This is a genomic window from Gordonia alkanivorans NBRC 16433, from assembly GCF_000225505.1.
In the GTDB taxonomy this organism is placed as follows: Bacteria; Actinomycetota; Actinomycetes; order Mycobacteriales; family Mycobacteriaceae; genus Gordonia; species Gordonia alkanivorans.
The window spans coordinates 21,450-34,594 of record NZ_BACI01000077.1 but is presented as its reverse complement, the minus strand read 5'-3'; the positions used below and the strand labels follow the sequence as shown (position 1 = coordinate 34,594).

Below are 13,145 nucleotides of genomic sequence, written 5' to 3'. Positions count from 1 at the left end.
CCGCATCTCAGTGCCCCAGGATCTTGCCGAGGAAATCGCGTGCTCGGTCGGTCTTGGGGTCGGTGAAGAAGGTGTCGGGTTCGGCGTCCTCGATGATCGCGCCGTCGGCCATGAAGATCACCCGGTCGGCGGCCTTGCGGGCGAAGCCCATCTCGTGGGTGACCACGAGCATCGTCATGCCCTCTTTGGCCAGGGCGACCATGACGTCGAGGACCTCGTTGACCATCTCGGGGTCGAGCGCCGAGGTCGGCTCGTCGAACAACATGACCTTCGGATCCATGGCGAGGGAGCGGGCGATGGCGACGCGCTGTTGCTGGCCGCCGGACAGCTGGGCGGGGTACTTGTCCTTCTGGCTGGCGATGCCGACCCGCTCGAGCAGTTCCAGCGCCCGCTTGCCGGCGTCGGCCTTGGACTTCTTGCGCACCTTCGTCGGTGCGAGGGTGACGTTCTCGAGGATCGTCTTGTGGGAGAACAGATTGAAGGACTGGAACACCATGCCGACGTCGGCACGGAGTCGAGCGAGGTCCTTGCCCTCGGCGGGCAGGAGCTGACCCTCGACCCGGATCTCACCCTCGTCGATCGGTTCGAGGCGGTTGATCGTCCGGCAGAGAGTGGACTTGCCCGATCCGGACGGACCGAGGACCACGACCACCTGTCCGGCGGGAACCTCGAGGTCGATGTCCTTGAGGACGTGCAGCGACCCGAAGTGCTTCTGCACCCCGCGCATCGCGATCATCGGCTGGGACCCGGGGTCCGCGGACTTGCTCGGCGAAACGGTCATTGGAGAACCCTAACCAAATTCGTGCCGAGGAGCGGTACCGGTCACGCAACGTCGGCGATTTGCGTCGGCACCGTACCCTGGTAGGAGTGAGTATCGAGTTGTCGGATCGGCCTGACCAGGCTGCATCAGCCCCAGGCCCCCTCGGCGATCAAGCACCCCGCAGCTACCAGGTTCGAACCTACGGCTGCCAGATGAACGTCCACGACTCCGAACGCATCTCCGGGCTCCTCGAGGACGCGGGTTATGTGCGTGCCGGCGAGGACGACGACGCCGATCTGGTCGTGTTCAACACGTGTGCCATCCGCGAGAACGCCGACAACAAGCTCTACGGCAACCTGTCGCACCTGGCGCCGGTGAAATCCCAGCGGCCCGGCATGCAGATCGCCGTCGGCGGTTGCCTCGCGCAGAAGGACAAGGACACCGTCATCGCCAAGGCGCCGTGGGTCGACGTCGTGTTCGGCACCCACAACATCGGCTCGCTGCCGGCGCTGCTCGACCGTGCCCGTCACAACGAGGAGGCGCAGGTCGAGATCCTCGACTCCCTGGAGCGCTTCCCGTCGACGCTGCCCGCCAAGCGCGACTCGGCCTACTCCGGTTGGGTGTCGGTGTCGGTGGGCTGCAACAACACATGCACCTTCTGCATCGTGCCGTCGCTGCGCGGCAAGGAGGTCGACCGCCGACCCGGTGACGTGCTCGCCGAGGTCCGGGCACTCGTCGACCAGGGTGTCGTCGAGGTGACGCTGCTCGGTCAGAACGTCAACGCCTATGGCATGTCCTTCGCCGATCCGGACCAGCCGCGCAACCGCGGCGCCTTCGCCGAACTGCTGCGTGCCTGCGGCGACATCGAAGGACTCGAACGGGTCCGGTTCACCTCGCCGCATCCCGCCGAGTTCACCGACGACGTCATCGAGGCGATGGCCGAGACCCCCAACGTGTGCCCGCAGCTGCACATGCCGCTGCAGTCCGGCTCCGACCGCATCCTGAAGGCGATGCGACGCAGCTACCGCCAGACCAGGTTCCTCGGCATCCTCGACAAGGTCCGCGCGGCGATGCCTCATGCGGCGATCACCACCGACATCATCGTCGGGTTCCCGGGGGAGACCGAGGAGGACTTCCAAGCGACCCTCGACGTCGTGGAACGCGCCCGGTTCTCCAGCGCCTTCACCTTCCAGTACTCGCCGCGCCCGGGAACCCCGGCCGCGACGATGCCCGACCAGGTGCCCGCCGACGTCGTCGGTGAGCGCTACCAGCGACTCATCGCGCTGCAGGAACGAATCTGCCTGTCCGAGAACGAATCCCTGACCGGCACCGAGGTGGAACTGCTCGTCGTCGCCGACGAGGGACGCAAGTCCGCCGAGACCCGGCGGATGACCGGTCGCGCGCGGGACGGACGCCTGGTGCACTTCGCGCCCGGCGACACCGCGGGCATCCGACCCGGCGACGTGATCCACACCGTGGTCACCGCGGCCGCGCCGCACCACCTGATCGCCGACGCCGGGGTGCTCTCGCACCGCCGCACGCGCGCCGGCGACGCCCACGAGCAGAGCCGCACGCCCACGACCGCCCCCGTCGGAGTCGGCCTCGGCCTGCCGACGATTGGTCCCCCCGTACCCACCCCCGCCACCGCCGCTGCACCCGCGTCCGCCGGATGCGGCTCCTGCGGCTAGAGCGCGCGCCACACCAGACCCACTCGTGAGAAGAGGCGATGACATGTCCGAGAACCCGGACCGCACACCCGGCGCTTCCGACCGGGACGCGTTGAAGGAATACGAACAGGACCTGAGGAAGGCCGAGCGCAAGGTCGCCGGTGAGATCGACCCCGGCGCACGCGCGGTGGTCGTGGCCATCGCCGTATTGCTGGCCATGGTGTCGCTGGTCCTGCCGCACACCGGCTCGGTCACCGGCCTCGAGGTGCTGTCCTTCGCGCCGGAGGCCGCAGCCGAACGAGTCACCATCGTGTCGAAGATCTTCGTCTACCTGGTGGCGATCTTCGGCATCGTGGTCTCGATGCTCGCGCTGCTGACCCGCCGGTGGATTCTGGCGTGGATCGCCTTGTGCGGCTGTGCGATCGCCTGCGTGGCCGGAATGCTCGCCTGGTGGTCGCGCAACACCCCCGGCGTCGGTGGCGTGGAGCCTCCGTCGGGTGTGGGCATCGGACTGGTCCTCGGCTGGATCTCGGTCTTCGTCCTGACCTTCCACTGGTCACGCGTGGTGTGGGCGCGCTCGTCCTACCAACTGGCGATGGAGGCCGAGCGTCGCCGCCAGGCTGCCGAGCAGGAAGCCTATGCCTCGGCGCTCTACCACAAGGACCCCGAACAGCCGAAGTAGTCGGCGGCCCGGGGTCCTCGGGTCGTTGTAGCGGGTTCGCTCAGCGGTCGGTGACGGCGCTGTGGGCGGCCTCGGCCCACTCGCGCCACTGCGCGGCCTGCTCGCGCAGCGACGCCGCCTCACGGTCCTTGCCCTTCTCCACAGCCTTGCGGGCCTGCTCCTCGAACTGCGCGGCGCGGTCGGCGAACTGGGCGGCACGCGCCTGGGCCTCCGGGTCGGTGCGCTGCCACTGGGCGTCCTCGGCGTCGCGGATGCGCTTCTCGATCGCTCGTGCGCGTCCCTCCAGCGAGTGCATCTGATCGCGCGGGACCTTGCCGATCTCGTCCCACTTGTGGCGGAACGCCCGGAACTCACGACGCGCCGCGTCGAGGTCGGCGGCCGGGTCGATGGCCTTCTCGGCGGCCTCGAGCAGCGCGATCTTGGCGGTCGCGTTGGCCGCGAACTCGGCGTCGCGTTCGGAGGTCGCGGCGTTGCGGGCGTTGAAGAAGACGTCCTGAGCGGCCTTGAACCGCTGCCAGAGTGCCTCGTCGGTGTCGCGGGGCGCGCGGCCGGCGGCCTTCCACTCACCCAGGAGTTCGCGGAACCTGGCCGAGGTGGGACCCCAGTCGGTCGACGAGGACAGTTCCTCGGCGCGGGCGATCAGCGCTTCCTTGCGTTCCTTGGCCCCGGCGCGCTCGCGGTCGAGCTCGGCGAAGTGGGCACCACGGCGGCGGTTGAAGGCATCGCGTGCCTTCGCGTAGCGCTTCCACAGGGCGTCATCGGTCTTGCGATCGATACCCTTGATGGTCTTCCACTCGTCGAGGATCTCGCGGAGTCGATCGCCGGCACCCTTCCAGTTGGTGGCCTCGGCGCCGATCTGTTCGGCCTCGGTGGCAAGGGTCTCCTTGCGGGCGATGGCGGTGGCGCGGGTCTTCTCACGCTCGGCGCGCAGCGACTCGGCGACCTCGTCGGCGGAACCGACGATGGCCTCCAGTCGACGCTGTAGCGCGGCGACATCGCCGATGACGTGGGCGTCGGGCAGGTCGTCGAGCAGGTGCTTGGCGGCTGCCTGGGCCTTGCGCGGGTCACCGGACCGTGCACTGAGACGTTCCTCGAGGATCTCGACCTCGGTGGCGAGGTCGTCGAAGCGGCGCGCGAAGTGGGCCAGACCCTCTTCGACGGTGCCGGCCTGCCACTGGCCGATCTCGCGCTCGCCGTCGGCGGTCTTGAGCCACACCACACCGGAGGAGTCGATGCGACCGTATCGGTGCGGGTCGCCGGCACTGATGTGCGTGATGACGGGTTCGTGCGGACCGGGTCGTGGGCCCGGCTTGGGACGCGGACCGGGTTTGGGGCGGGGCGTCGGGACCGGAGTGCTCGTCTGCGGCGCCTCGGTGGCCGTGGAGGGATCGGTCGGGTGGGTCATCTGCACATGTCCTGCCGCTCAGTGGTGCCGCGCGTCACGGCTGCCGGTCGCTGGGTCGGTTCTCGCGGGGCATCGTAACGCCCCGTCGACAGCCGACAGTACGGATCCATTCAAGCAGTTCAGGCGCGTGCATGTGGCGTGCGCGGCGAGTTGTCGGAATCCGTGTCGGGGTTCGGGCGTCGGTCGCGATGTCTGGTTCGACTAGCGTCGTGGTGTGCTTGCGGCCGTCGTCTTCGTACCGAGTGCCCCGTTGCTGGTACCCGAATTGGCCGGTCCGTCGGCGTTCGACACCGAACCCGTGCGATCGGCGGTGCGGGATGCCCTTGCCGACGCGGCGTCGACCGGGATCGATCGCTGGGTCGTGGTCGGCGCCTCCGACGACCCGGTGACCGGACCGGTGGAGGAGTCGGGGTCGGGCGGTTTCGCCCGGTACGGGGTCGACGTCCGGGTGAGCGTGAGCGATCGGACCGGTCGTCGGATGAGTCTGTCCGCCCTGATCGGAGCCTGGCTGCGTGAGTGGGCGGCGCTGGGACCGACGAGCATGTCGATCGTCGGCCGGGCGACGACGCCCGCCGAGTGCGCGGTCATCGGTGCGGATCTCGGCGCACGGCTGAGGAAGTCGCCGGAGCGGATCGGACTCCTGGTCGTCGGCGACGGCTCGACCGCGCTGACCCCCAAGGCGCCGGGCGGTGGCCGACGGGATTCCGCGGTTGCCCTCAACGACTCGATCGTCGCGGCGATCGCCGCCGCCGACACCGCTGCCCTCCTGGACCTCGACGACGCGCCCTGCGACACGGAGGGAGTCGGCGGCCGGGTCGCATGGCAGGTCGCCGCCGCCGCGGTCGACCACTCCGGTTCCGGCGTCGTCGCGAAGACGAGGTACGCCGAAGCCCCGTTCGGGGTCGGCTACGTCGTCGGCACGTGGACCGTCACCGGTGACCGTTCATGAGCGACCAACCGGCCCTGCGGCCGATCATGGTCGTCGGCCCGACCGCGTGCGGGAAGTCCGACCTCGCCCTCGACCTGGCCGAGCGGCTGGGCGGGGAGATCGTCAACATCGACGCGATGCAGCAGTACCGCGGCATGGACATCGGCACGGCCAAGGTCCCGGTCGCCGAACGCCGCGGCATCCCGCACCACCAGATCGACGTCCTCGACGTGACCGAGGTGGCCACCGTCGCCCGGTACCAGCAGGCCGCGGCCGCCGACGTGGAGCGACTCCTCGCCGCAGGTCGCGTCCCGGTCATCGTCGGCGGTTCGATGATGTACGTCCAGGGGCTGCTCGACAACTGGCAGTTCCCGGCGACCGACCCCGAGGTCCGCGGCCGGTACGAGGAGATGCTCGCCGAACGCGGCGTCGCCGAGATGCACCGGCTGCTGGCGTCGGTCGACCCCGCCGCGGCCGCAACGATTCTCGACACCGACGGCCGGCGCATCGTCCGCGCACTGGAGGTCGTAGAACTGACCGGGCAACCGTTCGCGGCGTCGCAGCCGACGATCGGCGAACCCCGGTGGGGGACCGTGATCCTCGCGCTCGACCGGGAGACCGCCGAACTCGACGACCGGATCGCGCGTCGTACCCGGCTGATGTTCGAGACCGGGCTGCCCGACGAGGTCGAGACCCTGTGCGCCGGCGGACTGCGGGAGGGGCGCACGGCCTCGCAGGCGATCGGCTACAAGCAGGTGCTCGCCGCCCTCGACGGTGAGTACGACATGGCCCAGGCCGAGGAACTCACCTTCATCGGCACCCGCCGGTACGTGCGCAGGCAGCGGTCGTGGTTCCGCCGCGATCACCGCGCCGTCTGGCTCGACGCCGCCGCCCCCGACCTCGCCGACCGCGCCCTCGCCGCCGCCGCTGTCTGAGGTCACCGGCGCCTGACGCTCTGCGCGAGAAGTAGTCTGGTGCGCGTGAGTTCTCATCAGACGGGTCTGCGCTTCGTCAAGGGCCACGGCACCCAGAACGACTTCGTCGTGCTCGCCGATCCGGCCGCCGAGCTGTCGCTCGACGCCGAGATGGTCGCGGCACTGTGCGACCGGCAGCGGGGCATCGGTGCCGACGGTCTGCTGCGCGTGGCGCGCACGGGTGCGCTCGTCGAACGCGGCGTCCTCGACGCACTGCCGGACGGCGTCGCGGCCGACGACTGGTTCATGGACTACCGCAACGGCGACGGCTCGATCGCCGAGATGTGCGGCAACGGCGTCCGGGTCTTCGCCCACTTCGTCCGCGCGACCGGACTCACCGACACCGACACCTTCACCGTGGGCTCGCGTGCCGGAGCCCGGCCCGTGACCATCCACTCCTTCGACGACGTGCACGCCGAGGTCACCGTGGAGATGGGTGTCGCCCGCCTCGACGGCACCTCGGTCGTGCGCATCGGCGACGACATCTATCCGGGTGTCAAGGTCGACGTCGGGAACCCGCACCTGGCGTGCGTGGTCGCCGACCTCACCGCCGACGGCCTCGCGGCTGTCGACTTCACCGCCGGCGTGGTCATCGAGGCCGACGACTTCCCGAACGGGGCCAACGTCGAGCTGCTCACCCCGCCGGTCGAGGACGTCGACGGACGTCTGTACGCGCGGATGCGGGTCTTCGAACGCGGCGTCGGAGAGACGCGTAGCTGCGGAACGGGCCTGGTCGCGGCCACGCGCGCCGCCCTCGACGCGCGCGGCCAGGACACCGGCGAGCTGCGCATCGGCATCCCGGGCGGCGAGGTCACCGTGACGATCCGGACCGACGGCTCGACCCTGCGTGGCCCGTCGATGCTGGTCGCCGACGGCGTCCTGCGACCGGGCTGGGACCGCTGAGCCGATAATCACGTGCTCGGCGGGGGCGGGGCGTGAGACCATGGATCCCGTATGACCGAATCATCAGCACAGATCCTGTCCGACGCGGACCTCGACGATCGCCCCGGTGACCCCCACCGCGACGACGATCCGACCGTCGGCGAACTCCAACTCTCCGAGCGTGCGTCACTCCAGCGCGTCGCCGGGCTCTCCACCGAACTCACCGACGTCACCGAGGTCGAGTACCGGCAGCTCCGCCTCGAGAAGGTGGTCCTCGTCGGTGTCTGGACCGAGGGCAGCGCCGCGTCGGCCGAGGCCAACATGGCCGAGCTCGCCGCCCTGGCGGAGACCGCCGGTTCGCAGGTGCTCGACGCGTTGATACAGCGCCGTTCGAAGCCGGACTCGGCGACCTACATCGGTAGCGGCAAGGCCGAGGAACTCCGCGAGATCGTCCTGGCGACCGGGGCCGACACCGTCATCTGCGACGGTGAGCTCACGCCCGCCCAGCTGACCGCGCTGGAGAAGGTCGTCAAGGTCAAGGTCATCGACCGGACCGCCCTGATCCTCGACATCTTCGCCCAGCACGCCACGTCCCGAGAGGGCAAGGCGCAGGTCTCGCTGGCGCAGATGGAATACATGCTCCCGCGCCTGCGTGGTTGGGGTGAGTCGATGTCCCGGCAGGCCGGTGGCCGTGCCGGCAGCAACGGCGGTGTGGGTCTGCGTGGGCCCGGTGAGACCAAGATCGAGACCGACCGCCGGCGCATCCGTGAGCGGATGGCCAAGCTGCGCCGCGAGATCCGCGACATGAAGAAGGCGCGCACCACCAAGCGTGCGGCGCGCAACCGTTCGGCCATCCCGTCGATCACCGTCGCCGGCTACACCAACGCCGGCAAGTCGAGCCTGGTCAACGCGATGACCGGCGCCGGTGTGCTCGTCCAGGACGCGCTGTTCGCGACCCTCGACCCGACGACGCGCCGGGCCACCCTCGACGACGGGCGGGCCGTGGTCTTCACCGACACGGTCGGTTTCGTCCGCCACCTGCCGACCCAGCTCGTCGAGGCGTTCCGGTCGACGCTGGAGGAGGTCGTCGACGCCGATCTGCTCCTGCACGTGGTCGACGGATCGGATCCGTTCCCGATGGAACAGATCTCGGCGGTACGTCAGGTCATCAGCGAGGTCGTCGCCGAGGAGAAGGCGGAGGCGCCGCCGGAACTGCTGGTGATCAACAAGATCGACGCGATCGACGGTAACCGGCTCACCGAGCTGCGCGGCGCGGTCGGCGCCGACGCGGTGTTCGTCTCGGCACGCACCGGCGAGGGACTGCCCGAACTGTTCGACCGGGTCCGCGAGTTCGTGGGCCGCGAAGACGTCGAGCTCACCATCGAGGTGCCGTTCTCCCGCGGCGACATCGTCTCCCGGATCCACAGCGAGGGCGAGGTCCTCACCTCCGAGCACACCGAGTCGGGTACCACCATGAAGGTCCGCGTCCCGGCCGCTTTCGCGGGCGAGATCGCGGACCTCGAGGTCTAGCTGTCAGTCGGCATCCAGGTCGGTTTCGACGAGGGTGACGATCTTGTCGAGCGCCGCCTGGTCCTCGGCGGTCACCACGACCCGGGTGCCCTTCTCGGCGCCGAGCGTCATGATCATCAGCGCGGAACCGGCGTCGACCGGGTCGCCGCCCTCGAGTCCGAGGGTCACGGTGCTGCCGGTGTCGGCGACGGCCTCGGCGATGATCGTGGCCGGCCGGGCGTGCAGGCCGACTGCCGATCCGACGGTGACGGTGGTGCTGGGCATGGTGCCTCCTGTGTTGGCGATTGCTTGTCGGTTGGTGGTTGTGCGTGGCGATGTGGTCGCGCGTCGGGGTCTGGACTTCAGGCTGCCACGGCCTCGAGATCGGCCGCGGCGATCTCGCGGGTCCGGCCGAACTGCTTCGCCGCGATCACCACGACCGCGCTCAGGACGGTGCCGGCGAGCAGGGCCACGAGGAACAGCACCCAGCTGTTCATGGCGAAGAAGACGAAGATGCCGCCGTGCGGGGCGCGGAGCTCGACACCGAATGCCATGATCAGTGCGCCGGAAAGGGCGCCGCCGGCCATCATCGACGGGATGACTCGGAACGGGTCGGCCGCGGCGAACGGGATGGCGCCCTCGGAGATGAACGACGCCCCGAGAAGCCATGCGGCCTTGCCGTTCTCGCGTTCGGGTTCGGTGAACAGGCCGGGACGCAACACCGTTGCGAGCGCCAGGGCGAGCGGCGGGACCATGCCGGCACACATGACGGCGGCCATGATCTGGAACTGTGCGGGACCGGCGGTCGCGGCATCGGCGATACCGGCGGTGGCGAACAGGTAGGCGGTCTTGTTGACCGGGCCGCCGAGGTCGAAGCACATCATCAGACCGAGCACGATGCCCAGGACGACGGCCGATCCGCCGGACATGCTCTCGAGTCCGGAGTTCATCTGCTCGGTCAGCCAGGCGAGCGGCTTGCCGAGAACCAGGTAGAGCAGACCGCCGACGATCAGGCTGCCGAACAACGGGATGACCACGACCGGCATCAGTCCACGGGCCCACTGCGGCACGGGGAGTCGCGAGATCCACAGGCACGCGGCACCGGCGATGAGGCCGCCGATGAGTGCGCCGATGAAGCTCGCGCCGACTGCGAGGGACACGATGCCCGCGACGAAACCGGGTGCGATGCCGGGACGATCGGCGATCGCAAAGGAGATGTACCCGGCCAGGACCGGGACGGCGAGTCCCATCACCCCCGACCCGATCGCGAAACTGACCGCGCCGAGGTACTGGAGGAGACCCCCGGAGGGGAGATCCCAGAGGCTGTTGTTCAGGGCGATGAAGGCGGCGTCGTTGAGGGAACCGCCGGCATCGAGCGTACTGTTGGCGATCTCGTAGCCCGCGAGCAGGAAGCCCAGCGCGATGAGCAGACCGCCCGCCGCGACGAACGGGATCATGTAGCTGACACCGGTCATGAGTGCCTGACGGGTGCGCCCGGCCAGTCCGACGCCGGATGAACCCGCCTCGGCGGACTCGGTGCCGCCGTCGTCGGTCACGCGAGCCGCATCCGGATTCCGTCCGGCCGCAACGGCTTCGGCGATCATCGTGTCGGGTTCGTTGATGGCGCGCTTGACGCCCGAGGCGATCACCGGCTTGCCGTGGAAGCGGCCCTTGCCCTTGACCCCGATGTCGGTGGCGAAGATGACGGCGTCGGCGGACGCGATGACCTCGGGATCGAACGGTGTGGTGGCCGAGGAGCCCTGCGTCTCCACCGCGAAGTCGACCCCGGCCCGTTCGGCAGCGTACTTCAGTGCGTCCGCGGCCATGTAGGTGTGCGCGATCCCGGTGGGGCAGGCGGTGATCGCGAGGATGCGCGGCCGGTTCTCGGAGACCGTCTCGCTGCGCTTCTCGGTGGCGGCCGGGGTCTCCCTCGCCGCCGGGGCTGCCGGGGGAGTGGCGGCCTTCCCGGCGTCGGGATCGATGGCCGCGGTGACCAGTTCGATGACGCGGTCGTCGGTCTCGGCCTCGCGGAGGCTCGCCACGAAGTCGGGGCGGACGAGCGAGCGCGCCAGGGAACTCAGCAGTTTCATGTGCGCGGCCGCACCGCCCTCGGGGGCGGCGATGAGGAAGACGAGATCCGCCGGACCGTCGGGTGCGCCGAAGTCGACCTTGCGGGACAGGCGCGCCATGGCGAGGCTCGCCGACGTCACCGATGCGGTGCGGGCGTGCGGGATCGCGATGCCACCGGGTAGTCCGGTGGCGGACTTGGCCTCTCGCTCGAGTGCCGCCCGGGCCAGGTCGGCGGGATCGGTGGTCCGTCCGGCCGCGGCCAGAGCATCGGCGAGAGTGGTGATGACGGCGGCGGGGTCGGCGCCGGCGTCGACGTCGAGACTCACCGTCTGCGCGGTGATGATCTGCTCGGTCATGGGATGTCCTTCGGCAATGTGGGTCGGGGGTTTGTGGGGGTCCTGTGGGCGCGGGATCGGCTTCATCTCATCGGCCGGCCCCGGAGAGTTCCGTGATCGTGACCCCGGACAGGTCGAGATGATCGGGAGTGGGGGAGGCGGTGCCGGCGAGCGCGGCGGCCGCCGAACCGTAGGCGACGGCGGAGCGGAGACATTCCGGAGCCGACGCACCGCGCGTCTGGGCGATGAGGAAGCCGGCCAGGGACGAGTCGCCCGCGCCGACGGTGCTGCGCGGGACGATCGGCGGTGGGGTCGCGCACCAAGTGCCCGCAGCGGTGACGAGGACGGCGCCCCGCGCCCCCAGCGTCGCCAGGACGCTGCCGCCGATCTGCTCGACAAGGGCCTGCGAGGCGGTCACGACCGGCCGGAGATCGTTGCGCGACAGGGAATCACGGAGCTCGGCGGCATCGGCGCCGGTGAGTTCGGCGAGTTCGTCCTCGTTGGGTTTGATCAGGTCGACACGTCCTGCCGCGGCTGCGCGCAACGGTGCTCCCGAGGTGTCCACGGCCACGCGGCATCCGGCGGTGACCAGCGCGTCGGCGACCGTCCGGTACCAGTCCTCCGGCACGCCGGGTGGAAGTGATCCACACAGCGTGACCCACTCCGCGCCGTTCGCGTGGGTGCGGATCAGAGTGGACAGCGACTCGAGCTGAGCTGCTGTCAGGGTCACGCCCGGGGCGTTGATCTTCGTGGTGGTGCCGTCGGATTCGGCGATGGTGACGTTGGAACGGACCTCGCCGTCGACGGGGACGGCGTCGTAGGGGAGTCCGAGGTCGTCGAGCGCGGCGAGCAGGGGGTCGCCGGTGCGAGCGGGCAGCAGGGCCCGTGTCGAGAGACCGGCGGCGGCGACGGTGCGGGCGACGTTGACGCCCTTGCCGCCCGGTTCGGCGCGGACGACGCCGGCCCGCTGGACCTCGCCGCGTCGCAGCGGGGTGGCGAGTTCGAGGGTGCGGTCGACGCTGGGATTGGCGGAGACGGTGAGGATCACGCGATCACGACCTCGACGCCGCGGGCGGACAGTGCGGCCGAGAACTGCGGATCGACGCCGGAATCGGTGATGAGAACGTCGATGTCGTCGATGCCGGCGAAACCGGACAGCTCCTCGCGCTCCATCTTCGAACTGTCGGCGAGGACGACGACGCGGCGGGCTGCGGCGACCATCGCCGCCTTCACCGCCGCCTCGTCGGGATCGGGGGTGGACAGACCGTGCGCCTCGCTCAGGCCGTTGGTGCCGATGAACGCGGTCGTCACGCGGAGTCGGCCGAGCGCGGCGACCGTTTCGGCGCCGACCGTCGCCTGCGTGAGTCCGCGGACGCGACCGCCGAGGGAGTGGAGACCGTCGGCATGGCGTCCGGCGAGCAGCCCGGCGATCGGGAGGCTGTTGGTGATCAGTGTGAGATCGCGGTCGCGCGGCATGGCCTCGGCGGCCCGGAAGGTGGTGGTGCCGGCGTCGAAGAGCACCGATCCGCCGTCGGGCGGGAGGAAACGAAGCGCGGCACGGCCGATCGCGGCCTTCTCCTCGGTCTGTTCCGTCTCGCGCTCGTCGATGCCGAGTTCACCGATCACGCGCAGGACCTCGGGGCGGACGGCACCGCCGTGGACTCGCTGCAGGTGCCCGGCACGTTCGAGCACCGCGAGGTCGCGGCGGACCGTCTCACTGGTCACGTCGAACTTCGCGGCGAGCTCGGCGACCGAGGCGCGTCCTGCGACGCGTACCTCCTCGGCGATGGCCTGCTGTCTCTCCTCGGCGTACACACCGGCTCCGTTCTGATCGTTCCCGTGGCGCTGATCGGGCCGTCCAATGTGGGAACATGTGGCTTTGCGTGTTGTAGTAATTGTGTTTACGCCTGTTTATGTTGACAAGTCAAGAAGA

The 13,145-nt window shown here is 69.9% G+C and carries 12 protein-coding genes; 6 read left to right on the top strand and 6 right to left on the bottom strand.

The features are described 5' to 3' along the window. Nucleotides 1–7: 7 nt before the first annotated feature. Complete coding sequence (locus tag GOALK_RS14220) at nucleotides 8–736, bottom strand: amino acid ABC transporter ATP-binding protein (protein WP_196222048.1); 729 nt, start codon at nucleotides 734–736, stop codon at nucleotides 8–10. A gap of 131 nt (nucleotides 737–867) precedes the next feature. Between GOALK_RS14220 and miaB the strand changes: the two genes are divergently transcribed. Together miaB and GOALK_RS14210 are read left to right on the top strand one after the other, a co-directional pair. Continuing rightward, nucleotides 868–2,448: a tRNA (N6-isopentenyl adenosine(37)-C2)-methylthiotransferase MiaB gene (gene miaB, locus GOALK_RS14215; protein ID WP_372512871.1), complete on the top strand. Its 1,581-nt coding sequence runs from the start codon at nucleotides 868–870 to the stop codon at nucleotides 2,446–2,448. A 43-nt stretch (nucleotides 2,449–2,491) separates the two neighbouring features. Continuing rightward, a complete protein-coding gene (locus GOALK_RS14210) occupies nucleotides 2,492–3,109 on the top strand; it encodes an Rv2732c family membrane protein (RefSeq protein WP_006359523.1) in 618 nt (205 codons plus the stop codon). 40 nt (nucleotides 3,110–3,149) lie between these two features. Here GOALK_RS14210 and GOALK_RS14205 read toward each other — a convergent pair whose 3' ends face one another. After that, on the bottom strand, nucleotides 3,150–4,514 hold the full coding sequence (locus GOALK_RS14205) for a DUF349 domain-containing protein (RefSeq protein ID WP_187346502.1): 1,365 nt from the start codon (nucleotides 4,512–4,514) through the stop codon (nucleotides 3,150–3,152). A gap of 214 nt (nucleotides 4,515–4,728) precedes the next feature. Here GOALK_RS14205 and GOALK_RS14200 point away from each other — a divergent pair, with 214 nt between their 5' ends. The 4 genes from GOALK_RS14200 to hflX are packed head-to-tail and all read left to right on the top strand — an operon-like array spanning nucleotide 4,729 to nucleotide 8,828. Next, nucleotides 4,729–5,463, top strand: coding sequence for a class III extradiol ring-cleavage dioxygenase family protein (locus GOALK_RS14200; RefSeq protein ID WP_006359521.1), 735 nt, complete (start codon nucleotides 4,729–4,731; stop codon nucleotides 5,461–5,463). Further along, nucleotides 5,460–6,377: a tRNA (adenosine(37)-N6)-dimethylallyltransferase MiaA gene (gene miaA / locus GOALK_RS14195; protein WP_006359520.1), complete on the top strand. Its 918-nt coding sequence runs from the start codon at nucleotides 5,460–5,462 to the stop codon at nucleotides 6,375–6,377. Before GOALK_RS14200 ends, miaA begins: the two co-directional genes overlap by 4 nt. Before the next feature lie 39 nt (nucleotides 6,378–6,416). After that, the gene (gene dapF, locus GOALK_RS14190) at nucleotides 6,417–7,319 is read left to right on the top strand and encodes a diaminopimelate epimerase (protein WP_006359519.1); all 903 of its coding nucleotides are present in this window, start codon (nucleotides 6,417–6,419) and stop codon (nucleotides 7,317–7,319) included. Nucleotides 7,320–7,370: 51 nt separating this feature from the next. Further along, nucleotides 7,371–8,828, top strand: coding sequence for a GTPase HflX (gene hflX, locus GOALK_RS14185; RefSeq protein WP_006359518.1), 1,458 nt, complete (start codon nucleotides 7,371–7,373; stop codon nucleotides 8,826–8,828). Nucleotides 8,829–8,831: 3 nt separating this feature from the next. On the opposite strand, the gene GOALK_RS14180 is transcribed toward hflX, so the two are convergent. From GOALK_RS14180 to GOALK_RS14165, 4 genes are all read right to left on the bottom strand, one after another. Further along, complete coding sequence (locus GOALK_RS14180; RefSeq protein ID WP_006359517.1) at nucleotides 8,832–9,092, bottom strand: HPr family phosphocarrier protein; 261 nt, start codon at nucleotides 9,090–9,092, stop codon at nucleotides 8,832–8,834. A 77-nt stretch (nucleotides 9,093–9,169) separates the two neighbouring features. After that, entirely contained in the window at nucleotides 9,170–11,233 is a 2,064-nt protein-coding gene (locus tag GOALK_RS14175; protein ID WP_006359516.1) for a PTS fructose transporter subunit IIABC, read from the bottom strand. Nucleotides 11,234–11,300: 67 nt separating this feature from the next. Continuing rightward, nucleotides 11,301–12,260 (bottom strand): 1-phosphofructokinase, encoded by a 960-nt coding sequence (gene pfkB / locus GOALK_RS14170; RefSeq protein ID WP_006359515.1) that lies wholly within the window; start codon nucleotides 12,258–12,260, stop codon nucleotides 11,301–11,303. Then, complete coding sequence (locus GOALK_RS14165) at nucleotides 12,257–13,027, bottom strand: DeoR/GlpR family DNA-binding transcription regulator (protein WP_006359514.1); 771 nt, start codon at nucleotides 13,025–13,027, stop codon at nucleotides 12,257–12,259. The genes pfkB and GOALK_RS14165 overlap by 4 nt, the downstream gene beginning before the upstream one ends. Nucleotides 13,028–13,145: the final 118 nt, after the last annotated feature.

Bases quoted from the DNA above. Each gene is read 5' to 3' on its own strand.
- GOALK_RS14210 (WP_006359523.1), top strand. From the start codon at position 2,492: ATGTCCGAGAACCCGGACCGCACACCCGGCGCTTCCGACCGGGACGCG.
- hflX (WP_006359518.1), top strand. From the start codon at position 7,371: ATGACCGAATCATCAGCACAGATCCTGTCCGACGCGGACCTCGACGAT.
- GOALK_RS14220 (WP_196222048.1), bottom strand. From the start codon at position 736: ATGATCGCGATGCGCGGGGTGCAGAAGCACTTCGGGTCGCTGCACGTC.
- miaA (WP_006359520.1), top strand. From the start codon at position 5,460: ATGAGCGACCAACCGGCCCTGCGGCCGATCATGGTCGTCGGCCCGACC.
- GOALK_RS14175 (WP_006359516.1), bottom strand. From the start codon at position 11,233: ATGACCGAGCAGATCATCACCGCGCAGACGGTGAGTCTCGACGTCGAC.
- GOALK_RS14180 (WP_006359517.1), bottom strand. From the start codon at position 9,092: ATGCCCAGCACCACCGTCACCGTCGGATCGGCAGTCGGCCTGCACGCC.
- GOALK_RS14205 (WP_187346502.1), bottom strand. From the start codon at position 4,514: ATGACCCACCCGACCGATCCCTCCACGGCCACCGAGGCGCCGCAGACG.